The sequence below is a fragment of the Achromobacter sp. SD115 genome, from assembly GCF_017355315.1.
Taxonomy (GTDB): domain Bacteria; phylum Pseudomonadota; class Gammaproteobacteria; order Burkholderiales; family Burkholderiaceae_B; genus Achromobacter; species Achromobacter xylosoxidans_B.
Window position 1 is genome coordinate 1 of record NZ_JADIJM010000029.1, and the last position, 18,422, is coordinate 18,422.

The 18,422-nt window shown below is 68.7% G+C and carries 15 protein-coding genes; 5 read left to right on the forward strand and 10 right to left on the reverse strand.

What is annotated here, in order from left to right; genetic code table 11:
* The 9 genes from IPU70_RS28745 to hutH form a co-directional block, all read right to left on the reverse strand.
* Nucleotides 1-648: DUF2894 domain-containing protein (locus IPU70_RS28745; RefSeq protein WP_207472567.1), on the reverse strand; the 648-nt coding region annotated here is incomplete at its 3' end.
* Nucleotides 638-1,288, reverse strand: coding sequence for an OmpA family protein (locus IPU70_RS28750; protein WP_207472568.1), 651 nt, complete (start codon nucleotides 1,286-1,288; stop codon nucleotides 638-640). The genes IPU70_RS28745 and IPU70_RS28750, both read right to left, overlap by 11 nt.
* On the reverse strand, nucleotides 1,285-4,974 hold the full coding sequence (locus IPU70_RS28755) for a DUF802 domain-containing protein (protein WP_207472569.1): 3,690 nt from the start codon (nucleotides 4,972-4,974) through the stop codon (nucleotides 1,285-1,287). The genes IPU70_RS28750 and IPU70_RS28755 overlap by 4 nt, the downstream gene beginning before the upstream one ends.
* 10 nt (nucleotides 4,975-4,984) lie before the next feature.
* Nucleotides 4,985-5,818 carry a DUF3348 domain-containing protein gene (locus IPU70_RS28760; RefSeq protein WP_207472570.1) on the reverse strand — a complete coding sequence of 278 codons (834 nt, stop codon included), beginning with the start codon at nucleotides 5,816-5,818 and terminating at the stop codon, nucleotides 4,985-4,987.
* Between the two features lie 157 nt (nucleotides 5,819-5,975).
* The gene (locus IPU70_RS28765) at nucleotides 5,976-6,905 is read right to left on the reverse strand and encodes a LysR family transcriptional regulator (RefSeq protein WP_207472571.1); all 930 of its coding nucleotides are present in this window, start codon (nucleotides 6,903-6,905) and stop codon (nucleotides 5,976-5,978) included.
* A 194-nt stretch (nucleotides 6,906-7,099) separates the two neighbouring features.
* Entirely contained in the window at nucleotides 7,100-7,918 is an 819-nt protein-coding gene (locus tag IPU70_RS28770; protein ID WP_207472572.1) for a phosphate/phosphite/phosphonate ABC transporter substrate-binding protein, read from the reverse strand.
* A 10-nt stretch (nucleotides 7,919-7,928) separates the two neighbouring features.
* Nucleotides 7,929-8,933 (reverse strand): ornithine cyclodeaminase family protein, encoded by a 1,005-nt coding sequence (locus IPU70_RS28775; RefSeq protein WP_207472573.1) that lies wholly within the window; start codon nucleotides 8,931-8,933, stop codon nucleotides 7,929-7,931.
* Between the two features lie 13 nt (nucleotides 8,934-8,946).
* Nucleotides 8,947-9,930 (reverse strand): tripartite tricarboxylate transporter substrate binding protein, encoded by a 984-nt coding sequence (locus IPU70_RS28780; RefSeq protein WP_207472574.1) that lies wholly within the window; start codon nucleotides 9,928-9,930, stop codon nucleotides 8,947-8,949.
* A gap of 40 nt (nucleotides 9,931-9,970) precedes the next feature.
* Nucleotides 9,971-11,734, reverse strand: coding sequence for a histidine ammonia-lyase (gene hutH, locus IPU70_RS28785; RefSeq protein ID WP_207472575.1), 1,764 nt, complete (start codon nucleotides 11,732-11,734; stop codon nucleotides 9,971-9,973).
* Nucleotides 11,735-12,134: 400 nt separating this feature from the next.
* On the opposite strand from hutH, the gene IPU70_RS28790 reads away from it, so the two are divergent.
* The 4 genes from IPU70_RS28790 to IPU70_RS28805 all read left to right on the forward strand — a co-directional run bounded on the left by IPU70_RS28790 (nucleotide 12,135) and on the right by IPU70_RS28805 (nucleotide 16,234).
* Nucleotides 12,135-12,797, forward strand: coding sequence for a response regulator transcription factor (locus IPU70_RS28790; protein WP_013394266.1), 663 nt, complete (start codon nucleotides 12,135-12,137; stop codon nucleotides 12,795-12,797).
* On the forward strand, nucleotides 12,794-14,182 hold the full coding sequence (locus IPU70_RS28795; RefSeq protein ID WP_207472576.1) for an ATP-binding protein: 1,389 nt from the start codon (nucleotides 12,794-12,796) through the stop codon (nucleotides 14,180-14,182). Before IPU70_RS28790 ends, IPU70_RS28795 begins: the two co-directional genes overlap by 4 nt.
* Before the next feature lie 124 nt (nucleotides 14,183-14,306).
* Nucleotides 14,307-15,536, forward strand: a complete 1,230-nt coding sequence (locus IPU70_RS28800) for a helix-turn-helix domain-containing protein (protein ID WP_207472577.1) — start codon at nucleotides 14,307-14,309, stop codon at nucleotides 15,534-15,536.
* Between the two features lie 35 nt (nucleotides 15,537-15,571).
* Nucleotides 15,572-16,234 carry a PQQ-binding-like beta-propeller repeat protein gene (locus IPU70_RS28805; RefSeq protein WP_207472578.1) on the forward strand — a complete coding sequence of 221 codons (663 nt, stop codon included), beginning with the start codon at nucleotides 15,572-15,574 and terminating at the stop codon, nucleotides 16,232-16,234.
* On the opposite strand, the gene IPU70_RS28810 is transcribed toward IPU70_RS28805, so the two are convergent.
* Nucleotides 16,221-16,958 carry a hypothetical protein gene (locus IPU70_RS28810; protein ID WP_207472579.1) on the reverse strand — a complete coding sequence of 246 codons (738 nt, stop codon included), beginning with the start codon at nucleotides 16,956-16,958 and terminating at the stop codon, nucleotides 16,221-16,223. The genes IPU70_RS28805 and IPU70_RS28810 overlap by 14 nt on opposite strands.
* 263 nt (nucleotides 16,959-17,221) lie before the next feature.
* Here IPU70_RS28810 and IPU70_RS28815 point away from each other — a divergent pair, with 263 nt between their 5' ends.
* Nucleotides 17,222-18,346, forward strand: coding sequence for a TRAP transporter substrate-binding protein (locus IPU70_RS28815; protein ID WP_207472580.1), 1,125 nt, complete (start codon nucleotides 17,222-17,224; stop codon nucleotides 18,344-18,346).
* Nucleotides 18,347-18,422 lie beyond the last annotated feature (76 nt).

The following is an 18,422-nucleotide window of genomic DNA, read 5'->3' on the forward strand; positions in this document are numbered from 1 at the left end:
CTTGGCGCCGGCGCGGGGCGCGGCTTCCTTGGGCGGGGGCGCAGTGGCAGCTTGCACCTGCTCCAGCCACATCAGGGCATCGGTGTACGACAGGAACTGCTGCAGATAGCCCGGCGACACCTCGCGCATCAGCGACAGCGCCCGGTGCACCAATTGATTGGAGTTGAGCGGGCCGGCGTTCTTGTGCACCTGTTCCTGGGACTGCCGGACCTGCCGGTCCGCGCTGACCCGCGACCATACGCCGCGGAAGTACTCCAGCACTTCCAGCTCGGGGTAGGCGGCGCGCAGGTCGGCGGCGCCGCGCGCGTCGGAGCCGGGGTCGGCCATATAGGCGGTCAGCGCTGCCAGCGGTCCGGGTTCGCAAGCGGCGGGCGCCGCCGCGGTGGCGCCTTCATAAGCGCATTCATTGGCGGTTGCAAGAGCCTTAACAGCAGCGCCGTCGAGCTCAGCCTCATAGGCCTGGATCAGCGCCGCCAGCTTGCCGTCCAGCAGCCTGCGGGCTTGGCCGTCTTGCGTGGCGGCGCGCCGTTGCAGGGCGTCCATGAACTGGAAGCGGACCGGCGCGATGCGGTCCGCGCCGGTTTCCCGCCAGGCGTCCAGCACGGCCCGGGCGTCGACGATTTCGCCGCGCGTGCCGTCACTGGCCATGCTGGGTTCCGGCGTCGCTGGAGGGTTTGGGGATGGGCGCGATTTCCACCCGGCGGTTCTTGGCCCGGCCTTCCTCGTCGGTGTTCGCGGCCACCGGCTGTTCGGAGCCGAAGGCCGCGGCGAACACGGCTGACGAAGGTACGCCCTCGTCGATCAGCGCGCGCGTCACGGTCAGGGCGCGCTGCGCGGACAGGTCCCAGTTGTCGGCGAAGCGCCGGTTGCCTTCGCGCACCTGCTGGTCGTCGGTGTAGCCGCTGACCATCAGGATTTCGTTGTGCGACTTCAGATAGGCCGACAGGGGTTCGATCAGGCTCTTCAGGACCTCGCGGCCTTCCGGCTGCAACTGGTCGGAGTTCAGCGCGAACAAGACGCTGCCGCTGATGCCGATGCGGCCGTCGATCAGGGTCACGCGGCCGGCGGCCAGGGGACCCGCCAGCGCCTGTTCCAGTGTCTCGCGGCGCTGGGTTTCGACCTGGCGCTGCTTGACCTCTTCCTCGAGCTGGGTCGACAGCTGCAACTGCACCGCGACGACGCTCACCAGGATCAGGACGAAGGCGCCCAGCAGCACCGACATCAGGTCGCCGAAGACGGCCCAGGCCGGGACCGCGGGCTCCACGCCGCCGTCGATGTCCTCGCTCATGCCGCTTCCGCTCCGGCCGTCGCGCGCTGGACGGCCAGCTGCTGCAGGTTTTCGATGATCTGCTTCTGCGACACCATGCTCAGGTCCACCACTTCACGGGCCTGCGCCACGTAGTAGGCCAGCTGTTCGTCGCCGCGCGCGATGGACTTGTCCAGCGCCGCTTCGATGCGTTGCAGGTGCGCGACCAGCTTGTCGTTGGACTCGCCGAAGAGCTGCACGGCCGTGCCGAAGGATTCGCCCAGGCTGGCCACTTCGACCGCGCCGCTGGCGACCTGCGCGGCCACTTCGGCCAGCTTGCCGGTTTCGGCCTGGGCCTGTTCGGTGAACTGTGTGCCGACGCGGTCCAGCAGGTCCGCCGACGAGGACACCAGTGCGTCCACGGCCGTGCGCTGTTCGGCGGCGGTGTGGTTGACGGCGTCCAGCAGGGTGCCCAGGGTTTCCAGCAGGCGAGTGCGCTCTTCCAGCATGTCGTTGTCGCGCTCCATGCTGTCGGAGAGCTTCTGGCGCAGTTCGCCGATGACCTCGGCGGCGGCGCGTGGCGCCTCGGAGGCGGCCTGTACCAGGCGGCCGATTTCGGCGATGGTGTCGTTGGCCGACGCCTGGGTCTGCGCGCTGATGTCCTGCGCGGTGATGGCCAGGGTGTCGCAGATCTGCTGCTGCTGGTTGGCCGTGTAGGAACTGGTCTGCTCCCATTCGGCGCGCAGCGAGTCGGCGATGGTTCCAAGCTTGCCGGTCCAGGCTTCCAGGCGCGCTTCGTCCTTGGATGCCAGCGCCGCTTGCAGGTCCGTCTGCGATTGCTCCAGCGTTTGCAGCAGGGCGGAGGAATGCTGTTCGAAGGCTGCGGCGGCGGTTTCCAGCGCTTGCTGGTTGTCGCCCGCCAGCTTGGCGTTGACCTGTTCCTGGCGCGCCTGCGCGTCGGTCCAGGCCTGGGTGACGCCGGTAGCCGCCGTTTCCAGGCGGGCCGATACGCTTTCCAGCAGGCCGGCCTGGGCCTGCGTCTGTGCTGTGATGTCGCGCGCGTTCTGGGCCAGGGTGTCGTTGACTTCCAGTTGGCGCAGGGCGGCTTGCGTGCCGGCCTGTTCCCATTCCTGGCCGAGCTTGGCGGCCATGGCGGTCAGCGTGCCGGTCCAGGCGGCCAGGCGTTCCTGGTCGCGCGAGGCTAGGGCGTCCTGCAATCCGGCGTGCGATTGCTCCAGCGTTTGCAGCAGGCCGGTGGAGTGCTGCGCGAAGGCGGCGGCGGCGGTTTCCAGCGCTTGCTGGTTGTCGCCGGCCAGCTTGGCGTTGGCCTGCTCCTGGCGCGCCTGCGCGTCGGTCCAGGCTTGGGTGACGCCGGTGGCGGCCGTTTCCAGGCGGGCCGATACGCTTTCGAGCAGGCCGGCCTGGGCCTGGGTCTGGGCCGTGAGATCGCGCGCGGTCTGGGCCAGCGTGTCGTTGATTTCCAGCTGGCGCAGCGCGGCCTGGGTGCCGGCCTGTTCCCACTCCTGGCCGAGCTTGGCGGCCATGGTGGTCAGGGTGCCGGTCCAGGCGGCCAGGCGCTCCTGGTCGCGCGAAGCCAGCGCGGCCTGCAATTCAGTGTGCGACTGGTCCAGCGTCTGCAGCAGAGCCGCGGAATGCTGTTCGAAGGTGGCCGCAGCGGTTTCCAGGGCCTGCTGATTGTCGCCGGCGAGCTGGGCGTTGACCAGTTCCTGGCGCGCCTGGGCTTCGGTCCAGGCCTGGGTGACGCTGCCGGCCGCCGTTTCCAGGCGGGCGGATACGCTTTCCAGCAGGCCGGCCTGGGCCTGGGTCTGGGCCGCGATGTCGCGCGCGGTCTGGGCCAGCGTGTCGCTGACGGCCTGTTGGCGGGCCACGGTGTCGGCGCCGGCCTGCTGCCATTCCTGGCTCAGCGTCGCGCCCATGGCGGTCAGCGTGCCAGTCCAGGCGGCCAGGCGCTCCTGGTCCCGCGAGGCCAGTGCGGCTTGCAACTGGGCATGCGACTGGTCCAGCGTCTGCAACAGGGCGGCCGAATGCTGTTCGAAGGTGGCGGCCGCGGCGGCCAGGGCCTGGCGGTTGTCGCCGGCCAGCTTTTCGCCAGCCTGTTCCTGGCGGGCCAGGGCGCTGGCCCACTGCTGCGAGACGCCGTTGGCGGCCGCTTCCATGCGGGCCGACACGCCGTCCAGCAATTGGGCCTGGACCTGCGATTGCGCAGTGATGTCGTGCACCGCCTGCGCCAGTGTGGCGCTGATCGCCTCCTGGCGTTCGGCGGCCTGCGCGCCGGATTGCTCCCATTCCTGGCGCAGCGTGGCGCCCATGGCGCCCAGCGTTTCGGTCCAGGCGGCAAGGCGCTGCTGGTCGCGCGAAGCCAGTTCGGATTGCAGCAGGGAGTGCGATTGGTTCAGGGTGCGCAGCAGCGAGGCCGAATGCTGCTCGAAGCTGGCCGCGGCCGCGGTCAGGGCCTGCAGATTGTCGCCAGCCAGTTTCTCGCTGGCTTGCTCCTGGCGCGACAGCGCCTGGGTCCAGGCGTGCGACATGCTGCCCGACGATTCCTCCAGGCGCGAGGACACGCTGTCCAGCAGGGCGGCCGAGCGTTGTTCGAAGGTCTGGGCGAAGTGGTCGAGCGAGGCCCGCAGGTCCTGGGACAGGGCCTCGCTGGCGCGTTGCTGTCCGGCCAGGGCCTGGTTCCAGATGCCGGCGACATTGCTGGTGGTGGCCTGGAAGCCCGAGGTCAGGCCTTCCAGCTGGCGCTGCACGGCTTGCGTCACGGTGTCTTGCAGGGACGCGGTTTCGCGCGACAGGCTGGCCATCGTCGCTTCCACCACCGGTTGCAGGGCGGCGCCGGCCGAGCGCGCGCTTTGCGACACGCTTTCCTTCATGGATTGCTCCATGACAGTGGCAAGGCGGGAATAGGCCGCTTCGGCCTTGCCCTGGAAGGCGTCCTGGCTGGCCATGTGGCGGTCGCTCAGGGCCTGGTTCTGCTGCGCCATGCTGTTCATCATGGCCTGCAGTTGATCGACCAGGGTCGGCATGGCGTCGGCCTGGCGCTGCATGACTTCGGCCTGGCGTTGCAGCAGCTTGAAGGATTCCTCGCGCTGGTAGCCTTGCGAGTACACCCGCAGCGTGGTGGCTGCCTTGCTGTCGAGCAATTGCGCCGCGCGCACGCGTTCACGGCGGCACAGGGCCGCCAGCAATCCCAGCATGGCGGAGCTGGCGACGCCGGCGATCGAGGTGCCGAAGGCAAAGCCCAGGCCCTTGACCGGTGCGGCGAGCGAGGCGCGGATGGCGGCCAGGTCGGTGGCGCTTTCCAGCGCGAGGCCGGTGCCGCGCAGGGTCACGACCATGCCCAGGAAGGTGCCCAGCATGCCCAGCAACACCAGCAGGCCCACCAGATACGGCGTCAGCGCCGGTCCGGGCAGGCCCGCGCGCTCGCCCTCGATGCGCAGGCGCGCGGCGTTGCGCAGGCTAGGCGGCAACTGGTCCAGCCAGGAGCCCAGATTGCCGGGCGCATCGGACAGGCCCGAAAGCGCGCGCGTCAGCGAGGAGGTCGCCTGCTGGTAGCGCAGCAGTTCGAGCGCGCCGCCCACGTAACAGGCGCCTATCAGCAAGGTCACGGCCAGCGCCAGCGGGTTGTTGCCCGCATAGCCCGCGCCGATCCAGCCCACGACGGCCAGACCCGCCAAGAAAACAACGAGATTAGTCAGATATTTGGACATAGTGTCCCGGTTAGCTGGCGCGAAGGGTGGCAAGCAGCCCTTCGACCGGTTGTAAACGAACATCCAATTCGGCCAGCAGCACGCTGCGCATGTCTTTGCGGAACGTGTCCAGCCAGGCGCCTGGCGTTATCGGTGCCTGCGCCACTGCGGGCGCCGCGCCCGTCTCGGCTGTGGCATCGCCTTGCGCCGCGGCGTCGGCCTCTGCTTGGGCCTCAGCTTCCGCCAATGCGGCAGCCTCGGCCAGCGCAGCGGCCTCGGCCTCGCGCAAGCGGTTGAAATGGCCCTGGAGCAATTTCGGAATCACGCCGAACAGCGCGCGTTCCTTGGGCAGCAGGGCGCGGTCCATGATGGCGTCGACCACCGCCAGACGTGTCATTTCGCCATTCTTGGCCGCGACCATGCCGCGCAGGCGGCTGCGCAGATTGCCCACGGCGGTTTCCATCGTGTGCTGCAACGACAGATAGCGCTGGCGAAAATTCGCGTAGTCGGCTTCGGCCTCGGCCAGCGCCGCCAACTGCTTGGCGGGAGCGTGGGCTTGCCCGGGTCCGGGCCGCTTGGCGGCCGTGGCCGCGGTGTCGCTGGCGATGGCGTCGGCCAACGTGGTCCGCACGCGGGCGCAGTCGCGCTCCTCGGCGCTGCTGAACATGCGCGCGCCGGGGGCGATCATCGGCGGGCTGGTATTCAGCGCCGCGGAGAGCGCGATCGCGTCCGTCCAGCCGAGCCATAGGCTCAGATGGTCTGAAAGCGATTGCCTGGATTGCGGAACGTCGACATCCGTCAGGCGAGTCAGCAAGCGAATGAGCGTCGGGCCGCTTAAACCTGTGCGCTGTGGGGCCTGCAACATACCACCAGAGTCAAAAAGGGGGGAGTTTACACGGTGGAGGGCGGCGCCAGGGCCGAGGGAGGACAGGAGGGGCGGCCCGCGGGTGAAAAAGGGGGCCGCATTGCCTCGGGATGCAATATTGTGACGGGGGCCAGGGCCCGTGCGCGCAGGGAAAAACCTAGGCCGCGCGGCGCACCTCCAGCCGCGGTGTGTGGCGACGCGCGGCGCCATCCAGGTAATCGGCCAGAAAATCGATCAGCCGGCGGGTCCGGGCGGGCAGCAGGCGGGTCTCGGTCACGGCATGGACCTCGATTGGCCCGAGGCTCCAGGCCGGCAGCACGCGCGCCAGCTCGCCCGAGCGCAGCCGGCCGCTTTCGTCCCCGCCCAGCGCCGCGATGCCTGCGCCCAGCACGGCAAGCTGCCGGGCCATGCAGGCGTCGTTGGCGCCATAGCGATATTCGACCGGGACCAGCAGCTGCTCGCGGCCGCGCTGCAGCGGCCAGGGCGCGGGCTGGCCGCCGCCGGCGCGCAGGCCGATGCAGTCGTGGCGCGCCAGGTCGGCGGGGCAGGCGGGCGTGCCGCGGGCCGCCAGGTAGGCGGGCGAGGCGTACAGGTTGGCATGGACCGCGCCGAGTCGGCGCGCCACCAGCGACGAGTCGGGCAGTTCGCCCAGGCGGATCGCCACGTCGCCGATCTCGGGCGGGTGCTCGGCGAACTCGGGGCCGGTCACGCTCAGTTGCAGGCGGATTTCGGGATAGTGGCTGCCGAACTCGACCAAGGCCGGCATCAAGGCGTCCAACGCGTATGCCGCCGGCAACTGGACGTGCAGCGGGCCGCTGGGAATTTCCAGTTGGTCGCGCAATTCCTCGTGGGCGATTTCGGCTTCGGCCACAATGCGGCGGCAGCGCTCGAAATACAGCCGGCCGGCGTCGGTCAATTCCACCCGGCGCGTGTTGCGGCTGAGCAGCCGCAGGCCGACCGCGCGCTCCAGCTCGGCCACCTGGCGCGACACCGTGGAGGTCGGCATGCCGAGGACCGCGGCGGCCCGGCTGAAGCTATGCGCCTTCGCCACTTCGGCGAACAATTCCATGCCATGCAGGCGTTTCATATATGCATCTCCCGCGCGGTCCGGACGGATCAGCGCCATCTTTCATTGCTGAGGGTGCGTGCTGAGGACGGGCCGGGGGCCCGCCGTCGCAGGAGTGCATTGTCGGCACGGGGTTTTAATAATTCTTTAAAGCGCCGACGTTCCAGGGAGTCGGGGCAGTACACCCGCTGCGCAAAGCGGCGCCTGCCCCTGCTTCAGCGTATCTCGGGATAGCCGGCCGCCGTCGCGGCTTGCGCCATGTCGTTCAGGACCGTGTACGACGCGGGGTCAGGGCGCGTGAAGCGCGCCACATGGGCGGCGCGCAGCAGCGGCGCGTGGGCTGGATCCTCGTGCATGGTCAGCAGGACGTCCGACAGGGCTTGCGCGCTGGCCGGAACCACGTCGGGTCCGGCCACCAGCAAGGGATTCGGCGTCCAGGGCGTATACGCCAGCGTGCGCAATCCGGCCAGCGCGGCCGGATCGTGCGCGCGCAGCAGATCCAGGTACCAGCCGTCGGCCGCGGTCAGATCGATTTCGCCGTCGGCCAGGGCGCGCAGCAGGCCCCGCGGGTTGCCATAGGGTCCCTTGGACGCCGCGAACAGGGCGCCGCCGGCCGCGGCCAGCTCCGCCAGCGCCGCGCGCGGAGCGTTCCAGCCCGATTGCGAGTCACGCACCATCCAGCCATAGCGGCTGCCGGCCGCGTCAGCCAGCGACGACCAGCCGCAGTCGGCGCGCACCAGGAATTCGCTGCGGTAGCGCGGCAGGCCTTCGTAGGCCGGCCAGTCCGGCACCACTGCGGCGACGGCGCCAAAGGCCCGCCCCGCCTGCAGCGCCGTGACGTAGGGCCAGCCGCATATGAAGACGCCGCACAGCCCCGGCCGCTCCCACAGTTCGCCGATGGGCGTCGGCCAGCCGTGCTCGACGAAGTGCACGTCCAGGCCGGCGCGGGCGTGCGCGGCCTGCAGCAGCGCATGCCAGGCAGCCCGCGCCGCGGGCGCCACGTCGTACATACGCGTCGAAGTGATGAGATCCATGGCGCTTCGCCTAGGCAAATTTCAAGGTCTGGCCCAGGCCCATCTTGCGGGCCTTCTCCAGCATGGCATGGCCCAGCGCAATGTCGGTGGTGGACAGGCCACGGTGCCAGAACAGGATGGTCTCGTCATCGCGTTCGCGGCCCGGCTTCAGGCCCGCCACGATCTGGCCCAGTTCGGCGTGCAGGTTTTCCTCGGTGATGCGGTCGCTGTCGACGTGGGCGCGCAGCGAACCATAGGGCAGGCCTTTGCGGCATTGGCCCCAGTCATCGACCACCACCTTGCTCATGATGTCGGTCAGGCTCAGTTCCACCGCGCTCATGGTGCCGTAGGGCATGACCAGGGCGCCGGGCTTGATCCATTCGGTCTTGAGGAGCGGCGTGGGTTCGGGCAGGCGCGAGGCTTCGACCACGATGTCGGCGCCGCGCACGCAGGATTCCCAATCATTGACGACCTTCACCGGCTTGCCCAGGTCGCGCGACAGGCGCTCGCCGAAGGCCTGCTGGCTTTCCGGACGGCGCGAATGCACGCGGATCTCGTCGAAGTCGTAGAGGCTGTCGAGCAGGCGCACGTTCCAGTAAGAGGTGCCGCGCGAGCCGATATGGCCCAGCACCTTGCTGTTCTTGCGCGCCAGATATTTGGCGCCCAGCGCCGTGACCGCGCCGGTGCGCATGTCGGTGATGGCGGTCGCGTCGACCACGGCCAGCGGCTTGCCGTTGACCGGATCGAACAGGTTGAGCAAGGCCATTTCCGAAGGCAGGCCGACCTTGTAGTTGTCGACGAAGTCGCTGACCACTTTCACGCCTGCCACATGCAGCGGCTCGATATAGCCGCGCAGCACATTGAAGTGCCCCTTGGCGGAAGACTCCGGCACCAGGTGCATGCGCGGTTCGATGACGGTCTTGCCTCGTCCCTGGGCGTCCAGCGCGCTTTGCACGGCGGCCAGGATTTCCGCGTCGGTCAGCTCCAGTGCGCGCACGTCGGGGCCGTTCAGATAGGTGATGTCTATGGATTGCATGTTGTCTCCTCGGTTATTGGATAGGCTGGATGCCGGCCTGCTTGACGATGGCCGCCCATTTATCGGTTTCCTGCTGGATCGCCCGGGTGAAATCCGCACGGTTCGAGCCGGCGGGCTCCACGCCCAGGCCGGCGAACTTCTGGCGCACGGACTCCTTCTGCAGCACGGCGGCAATGTCGGCCTGCAACTGGTCAAGGATCGCGGGCGGCACCTTGGCCGGCGCGACGATGCCGTACCAGGAGGTCACGTCGAAGCCCGGGTAGCCGCTTTCGGCCACCGTGGGCACGTCCTTCAATTGCGGCAGGCGTTGCGGACCGGCGACCGCCAGCGCGCGCAGCTTGCCGGACTGGATAAACGGCAGCACGGTCGAGACCCCGGCGAACATCATGTCCACATTGCCCGCCACCACATCGTTGACGGCGGCAGCCATGGCGTTGTACGGAATGTGGCGCGTGACGATGCCGGCCGACTGGTTGAGCAGTTCGCCCGCCAGGTGGGCGCCGCTGCCAGGGCCTGGCGAGGAATAGTTGAGCTTGTCCGGATGCTGGCGCGCATAGGCCACCAGCTCGGTGAAGGTCTTGACCGGCACCTTGTCGTTGACCACCAGCACATTGGGCGAAGTGGCCAGCATGGTCACCGGCGCGAAGTCGCGGGCCGTGTTGAAGGGCAGCTTGGTATAGAGCAGCGGGTTGACGGTCAGGTTGCCGGCCGGCGCCAGGGCCAGCGTGTAGCCGTCCGGATTGGCGCGGGCAACAAAGTCCATGCCGATATTGCCGGAGGCGCCGACCTTGTTTTCGATGATGACCGGCACGCCCCATTTGCTGTTGAGCTCCTGGCCCACGATGCGGGGCAACGCGTCGGCGATGCCGCCCGCGCCGAACGGCACGACGATGGTGACGGGCCGGGCGGGATACTTGCCTTCGGCGGCAGCCGCGGGCGCGGACAGCGTGGCGGCCAGAAGCGCGCTGCCCAGGCACTGCGCGAGATACTTGTTCATGTTCATTCCCCTTGTTGTCGGTCAGGCGGCGGCGTGGCGTCTACAGCGCGGCGTCGCGCCCCTGGTCCAGAAAGCGGTCGGCGCGCGCGATGTCGTCGGCGAGTCTTCTGTCTTGCGAAAGAAACGGCACTTCCACCCGGAAGGCCGCCAGTACCGCGCCGGTTCCCTTGCCCAGCGGACGCCGGGGGTCGGCGCGCGTGCGCAGATCCACGGCCTGCGCCGCGTGGATCAGTTCTATGCCCAGCAAGGTGCGCAACCGCCCGGTCTGCTGCCCCACGCGTTGCGCGGCGAGCGGGCCATTGGTGGCCACGTCTTCGATATTGCCCGCGACCGCCAGCGCATCGGACGAGACGGGTTGCGACAGCGTCCGGATCTCGGTGGCCAATAGCGACACGGGCTTCTGGATCGTGGTGTAGGCCAGGGTCGTGTCATTGGGCGACAGAAAGCGCGGCAGCTTGGTGAAGGCGGGGTCGCCCATGCGCAGCACGCGCTGCGCCGAAGACTGGGCCACCTGCGAAAGCGCCACGCCTACCGACTGCAGCGGCACGACCCAGGCGGTGGGGTCGAACCCGGCGCTGGGCAACACGGCGCCGCGAAGCTTGCCTTGAGTGACGTAATAGCGGGTTTCCTGCGGCGTGGCGCCGGCCGGCGGCGACACATCCAGCGCCACGGTCGGGTTGTCATCCGAGCTGTTGATCTGCACCAGCAACTGCGCGTCCAGCTGGCGCAGCGCTTCGCGTGCGGCGCCATGCACCTGGCTCACGGTACGGAAGCTCAGGGGATCCTGCAGGGGCCGCTGCTCGTCCGTCTGCCATAGCGCGCTGCCTTCGAGCAGCGACAGGATGCGTCGGGCCACCTGCTGTTGGGCGGGATAGGGGCGCTGGCCCTGGGTGGCGGGCAGCAGGGGCGCGATATTGCCGTTCAGACCTTCGAGCGACAGGGCCGCCACCTCGTCGGCGCGGTCCAGCACCCGGCTGGCGTCGTGCGCGGCCAGGATGGCCAGGGCCGCGCCATAGGCGTTGGAGCTCAGCAGGGACAGGGAGTCCTTGGCATAAGGCTGTACTGGTGCCAGGCCCGCCTGGCGCATGGCCTCGGCCGCCGGCAGGAGCTTGCCGCCGGTCTCCACCATGCCTTCGCCCATCATGGCCAGCCCGATCTGCGGCAGGATGGTGATGTCGGCCTGGCCAACCGAGCCCTGGCCCAGCACCACAGGGGTCAAGCCCTTGTTGAGAAAATCGGCGTATTGGCGAACCAGGGGCGGGCTCATGCCGGTGCCGCCGGCCAGCGCGGTGTTCAGCCGTATCAGCATGGCGGCGCGCACCGTGTCCGCCGCCGCCGGTTCGCCGTAGGCCACGGTGTGCGACAGCAACATGCGGTGGTTGAAGGCGGCGGACAAGGCCCGGGCCTCGTCCGACAGCGTGTCGCCGGAGAAGATGGTCTGGTCCTTGTTCTGGCCCACACCGCGATTCAGGCCGTACACGGGCTGTCCCAGGCGACCGTATTCCAGCAGCAGATCGTGCGAGCGGGCCACGCGCTGCCACGCGGCCTCGGTGGCCGCCACGGGCCGGCCGCCGCGCGCCACGGCGACCACATCCGCGGCGGTGAGCGACCGCCCGTCCAGCGTCAGGGGCGCTTGCCGGGCCGCGGCGCGCGTGTCGGCGGCGGCCGGCGCGGCGGGGGTGGCGGACCAGGCTGGGGCGGTTTGCAACGCCGCCGTCAGGGCCAGGGCCAGCAGCAGCGGAGCCGCGAACCTGGGTGAAAAACTTCTCGAAACGCAAACTTCAACAACTGGAAGATAACGCATCACTACTCCTCGAGCGGAGGAAAGGGGGAGAGAAGAGGTACAGCGTGAGAGGGGGCGGATCCGGGCCGACTGCTGGCGCGTACTTGAGGGCGGGGGGGTGTTGCCCAGGTGCGGTGCGGCGGGTGGCGCTGATGGCGCGTTCCGGTGGTGCGGGTATCGGCTGGATTCATTTAACTCGTATATACAAGTACAGTCAAGATGGCACTCTAAAATGCTGCGCTCAAGTCCATGGCTGGCCATGCGCTCCCTGCAAGGGCTCGCCGCCCGCAGCTGGCCGCCCGCAGCTGGCCGCCCGCAGCTCGCCTCCGGCTGTCAGAGCGGCGTTTGCAGCCTGGATTCTTAATAAGTTCTTAACCCGCGGCTGGCATGCTGCGGCATCGTTGATGTTCCTGGAGATTTCTTGCGTGTCCTGCTAGTTGAAGACGACGCCATGTTGGGCGACGCCGTGCACACCAGCCTGGCGCAGTCTGGCGCCGACGTGCAATGGGTGCGCGACGTCGCGCAGGCGCGGCTGGCCCTGGTGGAGCACGGCTTTCATGCCGTGCTGCTGGACCTGGGCCTGCCTGACGGCAGCGGGCTGGCGGTGCTGAAGCACCTGCGCGCGCGCTACGACGCCACGCCGGTTCTGATCCTGACCGCGCGCGACCGGTTGAGCGAACGGATACAGGGCCTGGATGCCGGCGCCGACGACTACATCGTCAAGCCATTCCAGCTGGACGAGCTGCTGGCCCGGCTGCGCGCCGTGGTCCGGCGCAGCAGCAACGCCGTGGTGTCGGCGCTGCGCTGCCGCGACGTGGTGCTGGAGCCGGCCAAGAGGGCGGTGACGCGCGACGGCGTCGAGGTCAGCCTCAGCGCGCATGAATACCGCACGCTGCTGGCGCTCATGGAACGCATCGGCCACACCGTCAGCCGCGAACAGCTGGAGGCTGCCGTCTATGGCGACAGCGGCGCGATCGAAAGCAATACGGTGGCGGTCTATATCCATCAGTTGCGCCGCAAGCTGGGCGACAAGCTGATCCTCACCGTCCATGGACTGGGCTACCGCATCGAGGCGGCCGAATGAAGACGCTGCGCAAGCAACTGACGCTGACGCTGCTGTTGACGATGACCCTGTCCTGGATCGCGGTGTTTGCCTTCCAGCAGTACGAAACCACGCGCTCGCAGACTGGCGCGCGCGATCGGTGGCTGCATGACGCGGCCAGCCAGATGCTGGCGTCGCTGCCGGTCAGCCTGTTGGGCAATGAGGCGCCGTCCGAGCGTTTCGCCCCGCCCGCGTCCAGCCGTGTCGACGGCGACAAGATACGCTTCCACCTGTGGTCGCTGGCCGACCGCCGGCTGCTGCTACGCTCGCCCGAGTCCCCCGAACACCCCCTGAGCGGCGGCTTCCAGGATGGTTATGCCGACGTGTCCGCCGACGGCATGGATTGGCGCGTGTACGCGGTCTCCGACGCACAGGGACGGGTGCAGGTGCAGGTGGCGCGGCCGCAGAGCGAATTGCGCGCCCAGTCGCTGTACAGCCTGAAGCGCGGGCTGGTCATCGTGTCCGTCCTGTTCGTGCTGCTGGCCGTGGTGAGCTGGCGGGTGGTCGGCCGCGCGTTCCGCAAGGTGGACCGCGCCGGCCTGGCCATCGCGCGGCGCGGGCCGTTCGACCTGGCCCCGCTGCCCATGGCCGGCATGCCAGGCGAACTGCGTCCCTTCATCCGCTCGATCAACCAGTTGCTGTTGCGGGTCAAGGGCGGCATGGACCGCGAGCGCCGCTTTCTTGAGGATGCCGCGCACGAGCTGCGCACCCCGTTGGCCGCGCTGAGCGCGCACGCGGAACTGGTGGCCCGCAGCGCCGGTTCCGCCGATGCCCCGGCTGCCATCGAGAAACTGCGCCTGGTCGCGCAGCGCACCTCGCGCTTGTCGGAACAATTGCTGGACCAGGCTCGCATGGATGCGCTCAGCGCCAGCGCGGACGAGCCCGAACTGGTCCAACTGGATGCGCTGGTCGCCATGCTGGTGCGCGACTGGGAAACGGACGCGACCCGCAAGCAGCTGCGCATCCAGCTGGACGTGCAGGCCTGCGTGGTGCGCGGGCGGCTGGACGCCCTGGGCGTGCTGGTCCGCAACCTGCTGGACAATGCCGTGCGCTATACGCAGAGCGGCGGCCAGATCGTGGTGTCCTGCGGGCCGTCGCCGCAGGGCGGGGCCTGCCTGCGCGTGGCCGACGATGGCCCGGGCATCGCGCCGCAGGAACGGGCGCGCGTGTTCGACCGTTTCTATCGCGCCCCGGGCAGCGCCGCGGGCGGCAGCGGCATCGGCCTGTCGCTGGTGGCGCAGATTGCGCAGCAGCATGGCGCCGAGGTCCAGCTGGGCGAGGGCCTGCGCGGCGCGGGCGTGGCGCTGACGGTGACGTTCCCGCCTTCAGCCGGAGGGCCGTCGGCGATGCACGCGCCTGGCGGCTGAATCTGGCAGGCTGGGGAGTAGGGCGTCGCATAGCCTGTCTCCCCAACTACGCCGCGAACCCGGCAGATGGTAGATTAGTTCCCGGTGTGCGGATCGCGGGAGCGGCGGCAGTGGCGGGATTTCCATGGATTTTCTGATCACCTCGGCGGCGCGCGCCCTGGCCGCCGGCAATCCGCTGGGCGCCTTGAACCTTGTGGCCCTGCGCGACGACGCGCCCGCGCTGGCCTTGCGCGGCATCGCCCTGGCGCAACTGGGCGAGTTCCGGCGCGCCCGGACCCTGCTGCGTAGTGCGGCGCGGAACTTCGATCCCAAGAACGTGCTGGCCCGCGCCCGCTGCGTCGTGGCCGAGGCCGAGATCGCCCTGGTGTCGCGCGACCTGGCCTGGCCGGAAAAGGCGCTGGAGGCCGCGCGCGCCGCGCTGGACGCCCACGGCGACCCGGCCAACGCCGCGCATGCGCGGCATCTGCAGGCGCGCCGCGAGCTGTTGCTAGGCCGGCTCGATCGCGCCGAGGATGCGCTGGCCTTGCTGGACCCTGCCGCCCTGGCACCGGCGTCCCGCGCCATCCACGAACTGATCGCCGCCGGCGTTGCCTTGCGGCGGCTGCGCACGGGGCCGGCGCGCGCCGCGCTGACCCAGGCGGAACTGGCCGCCCGCGTCGCGGGCATCCCCGCGCTGATGGCCGAGGTCGAACACGCGACCCTGCTCCTGAATACACCCGCGGCGCGCCTGATCGGGCAGGGCGTCCAGCGGCCCATCTTGCTGGATGAGGTGGAGGCGCTGCTGGCCTCCGACGCGCTGGTCGTGGACGGCTGCCGCCACGCGGTACGCAGCGAGGGCCGGGCAATCCCCCTGGCCAGCCGCCCGGTGTTGTTCACGCTTGCCCGCGTCCTGGCCGAAGCCTGGCCGCAGCCGGCGCCCAGGGAAACGCTCATCGAGCAGGCGTTCCGTACCGCCTACTTCGACGAGACGCACCGCGCGCGCCTGCGCGTCGAGATCGGGCGCCTGCGTGCGGCCCTGGACGGCGTGGCCGGCATCAGCGCCGCGCGCGGCGGCTTTGTCCTGAAGCCGCAAGAGGGCAGAGGGGTCGCGCTGTTGGCACGGCCCGCGGGCGACGGCGACAGGGACCAGGGGGCCGTGCTCGCCTGTCTGGCCGATGGCGAAGCCTGGTCCAGTTCCGCCCTGGCGCTGGCGCTGGGCGCCAGCCAGCGCACGGTGCAGCGCACGCTGGACGCGCTGGCGGTGGCCGGCAAGGCGCAGGCTTGCGGCCAGGGCCGGGCGCGCCGCTGGATGACGCCGCCGGTGCCGGGATTCACGACAACCTTGTTACTCCCGGCCGCGCTGGCTGCCGACTAGCATGAATGCTCGAACTCCAGTTCAAGGACATCGACATGAAACGTACGCAAGCCCAGATCATCCGTGAGTACGGCCCCTTTCCCGGCGTGCAGGCGGTACACGGCGTCACCTATGACGGCCAGCAGGTGTGGTTCGCCACCGGCGAAAAACTGATCGCCATGGATCCCGACAGCGGCAGCACGCAAGCCTCCATCGACCTGGTCGCCAACGCGGGCACGGCCTTTGATGGCAAGCATCTCTATCAGATCTCCGACGGCACCATCGTCAAGTTGGAGCCGGAGAGCGGCCGGGTGCTGACCCGCATCCCGGCGCCGGGCGGCGGCGCCTCGGGCATGGCCTGGGCCGAGGGCAGCCTGTGGGTTGCCGAGTACCGCCAGCGCAAGATCTATCAGGTGGATCCCGACACGGGCCGGGTGCTGCGCACCATCGAATCCAACCGCTACGTCACCGGCGTGACCTGGGTCGACGGGCAGCTCTGGCACGGCACTTGGGAGGATGGCGCCAGCGACCTGCGGCAGCTGGACGAGCGGACCGGCGAAGTGCTGCAAAGCGTGGAAATGCCGGCCGGCACCGGCGTATCCGGATTGGAGTCGGATGGCGCCGGCTGCTTTTTCTGCGGCGGCGGCGAAAGCGGCAAGCTGAGAGCGGTGCGCCGTCCGCCAGCCGAGTCCGACGACGCCGCGCTCACCAACGGATGATGTAGGGCCTGTCTCCCAGTTCCCACACGCCGTTTTTCCGTTCCAGCATGATGTACTCGGTTTGCCATTCGTCCGGCTGGTCCTCCGGCGCAAAGCCGGATAGGTACGGACGGAAGGCGCGATCCGCCGCCCAGTCCGCGGTGCTGCGGTCCAGCCGCCATTCGAACTTCACCGCCGAGACCAGGTTGGGGTTGTCGTCGAATGGATTCTTCAGCGGCTTGGTATGGGTGAGGATCTTGCCGATCTGAAGGCCGGGGGCGCAGAACTTCGCGGTATAGACCAGCTTGGAACTGAGGCGGGCCTCGCCGTCCGTGTAGTAGGGCCGGCCTTTATCCGTCAGCTCCATGCGGCTGCTCGCGTCCTCGGGATCTTCGTCCGCTTGCGGTGGCCCGCCGTCGCCGTTGGCGCTGACGCGCTTGACCGTGACCAGCTGATGCTTGATCAACCCCTGCACGATCCTGTCCTGGCTTTCCAGGAACGCGGTGTAGACATCGGTGGGCAAGGGCCGCACGCCCACGACGTTGACGCAGGCGCCGACCGGCGCATATGCCGGTTGCCCCGTGGCCTCGACCAGGATCTTGCGCATCTTGCCTTCGGTCAGGCCGGGACCCAGGGGTGATTGCCACCATGCATAAAAACCCGCGGCGCCAGCGATGACCAGGCCCAGGACCCAGGCCTTGCGTGGAATCCGGCGGCGATTGGCGGCGCGCTGCTTCTGGTTCATTCCTTTCCTTGGCGATTGGGGTCCAGCGATGGTACCGCGTGGCTTGTCCATCATCCAAAAGACGTAATCCGTGCCTCTAGGGTAATTCCTGACACAAAGCTGATTGTCAGCGATTAGTCAGAAAGGTTTAATCAGCACACGCTTTGCGTATCGTCCGCAACCGCGCCCGCGGGATCCCGCAGCAGGCTTCACCATCCCGCGCCCACGCAGGAGTAGTAACTACAAGCTGGTCCATGTAGTCCTAATTCAGGAGACAACAAGCCATGCAACACGTTACAAAGCCCCGCCGCAAGTTCATCTCCGGCGCCGCCGTCGCCGGGGCCGCCGCGCTCGGATTTCCGGCCGTCGCCCGCTCGCAGAATGCGCCGGTTTCCCTGCGGTTCCAGAGCACCTGGCCCGCCAACGACATCTTCCACGAGTTCGCGCGCGACTATGCGCAGAAGGTCAACGACATGGCCGGCGGCCAGTTGAAGATCGAGATCCTGCCGGCCGGCGCCGTGGTTAAGGCCTTCGATCTGCTGGACGCGGTGTCCGCGGGCACGCTGGACGGCGGGCATGGCGTGGTGGCCTACTGGTACGGCAAGAACACGGCGGTGGCCCTGTGGGGCTCGGGTCCGTCCTTCGGCATGGACGCCAACATGCTGCTCGCCTGGCATGAATACGGCGGGGGCAAGGAACTGCTGGTCGAGATCCAGAAGGCCATGGGCGTGAACGTGGTGTCGTTGATGTACGGTCCCATGCCGACTCAACCTTTCGGATGGTTCAAAAGGCCCATCACAAAGATGGAGGAGGTCAAGGGCCTCAAGTTCCGCACCGTGGGCCTGGCCATCGACATGTACACCGCCATGGGCGCGGCCGTGAACGCGCTACCGGGCGGGGAAATCGTGCCGGCGCTGGACCGCGGCCTGCTGGACGGGGCGGAATTCAACAACGCGTCCTCGGACCTGGCGCTGGGCTTCCAGGACGTCTCCAAGATCTGCATGCTGCAGAGCTTCCACCAGAGCGCGGAGCAGTTCGAAATCCTGTTCAACAAGGCCAAGTACGACGCGCTGCCCGACAACCTGAAGCACATCCTGCGCAATGCCGCGCAGGCGGCCAGTGCGGACATGTCCTGGAAGGCGGCGAACCGCTATTCGCAGGACTACGGCAAGCTGCAGAAGGACCACAACGTCAAGTTCTACAAGACGCCCGACGCCATCCTGCAGCAGCAGCTGAAGATCTGGGACGAGATGATCGCCAAGCGCTCGGCCGAAAACCCCTTGTTCAAGAAGGTGCTGGAGTCGCAGCGCGCCTTCGCCGAGCGGGTGGGGCGCTGGCACGGGGATACCTCGGTCAACTTCCGCATGGCCTACAACCACTACTTCTCGCGTACGACCAAACCCGCCTGAAGGACCGGTACCTGTATCCCGCGCCGCGCGCCGTTCATCGGCGCGCGGCGGGACGCCATGCGTCTTGACCTGGAAG

Excerpts from the sequence above, each read along its gene's own strand:
- IPU70_RS28765 (WP_207472571.1), bottom strand. The coding sequence starts at position 6,905 with ATGAAACGCCTGCATGGCATGGAATTGTTCGCCGAAGTGGCGAAGGCG.
- IPU70_RS28755 (WP_207472569.1), bottom strand. The coding sequence starts at position 4,974 with ATGTCCAAATATCTGACTAATCTCGTTGTTTTCTTGGCGGGTCTGGCC.
- IPU70_RS28775 (WP_207472573.1), bottom strand. The coding sequence starts at position 8,933 with ATGCAATCCATAGACATCACCTATCTGAACGGCCCCGACGTGCGCGCA.
- IPU70_RS28750 (WP_207472568.1), bottom strand. The coding sequence starts at position 1,288 with ATGAGCGAGGACATCGACGGCGGCGTGGAGCCCGCGGTCCCGGCCTGG.
- hutH (WP_207472575.1), bottom strand. The coding sequence starts at position 11,734 with ATGCGTTATCTTCCAGTTGTTGAAGTTTGCGTTTCGAGAAGTTTTTCA.
- IPU70_RS28780 (WP_207472574.1), bottom strand. The coding sequence starts at position 9,930 with ATGAACAAGTATCTCGCGCAGTGCCTGGGCAGCGCGCTTCTGGCCGCC.
- IPU70_RS28815 (WP_207472580.1), top strand. The coding sequence starts at position 17,222 with ATGCAACACGTTACAAAGCCCCGCCGCAAGTTCATCTCCGGCGCCGCC.
- IPU70_RS28810 (WP_207472579.1), bottom strand. The coding sequence starts at position 16,958 with ATGAACCAGAAGCAGCGCGCCGCCAATCGCCGCCGGATTCCACGCAAG.
- IPU70_RS28795 (WP_207472576.1), top strand. The coding sequence starts at position 12,794 with ATGAAGACGCTGCGCAAGCAACTGACGCTGACGCTGCTGTTGACGATG.
- IPU70_RS28770 (WP_207472572.1), bottom strand. The coding sequence starts at position 7,918 with ATGGATCTCATCACTTCGACGCGTATGTACGACGTGGCGCCCGCGGCG.
- IPU70_RS28805 (WP_207472578.1), top strand. The coding sequence starts at position 15,572 with ATGAAACGTACGCAAGCCCAGATCATCCGTGAGTACGGCCCCTTTCCC.
- IPU70_RS28800 (WP_207472577.1), top strand. The coding sequence starts at position 14,307 with ATGGATTTTCTGATCACCTCGGCGGCGCGCGCCCTGGCCGCCGGCAAT.
- IPU70_RS28760 (WP_207472570.1), bottom strand. The coding sequence starts at position 5,818 with ATGTTGCAGGCCCCACAGCGCACAGGTTTAAGCGGCCCGACGCTCATT.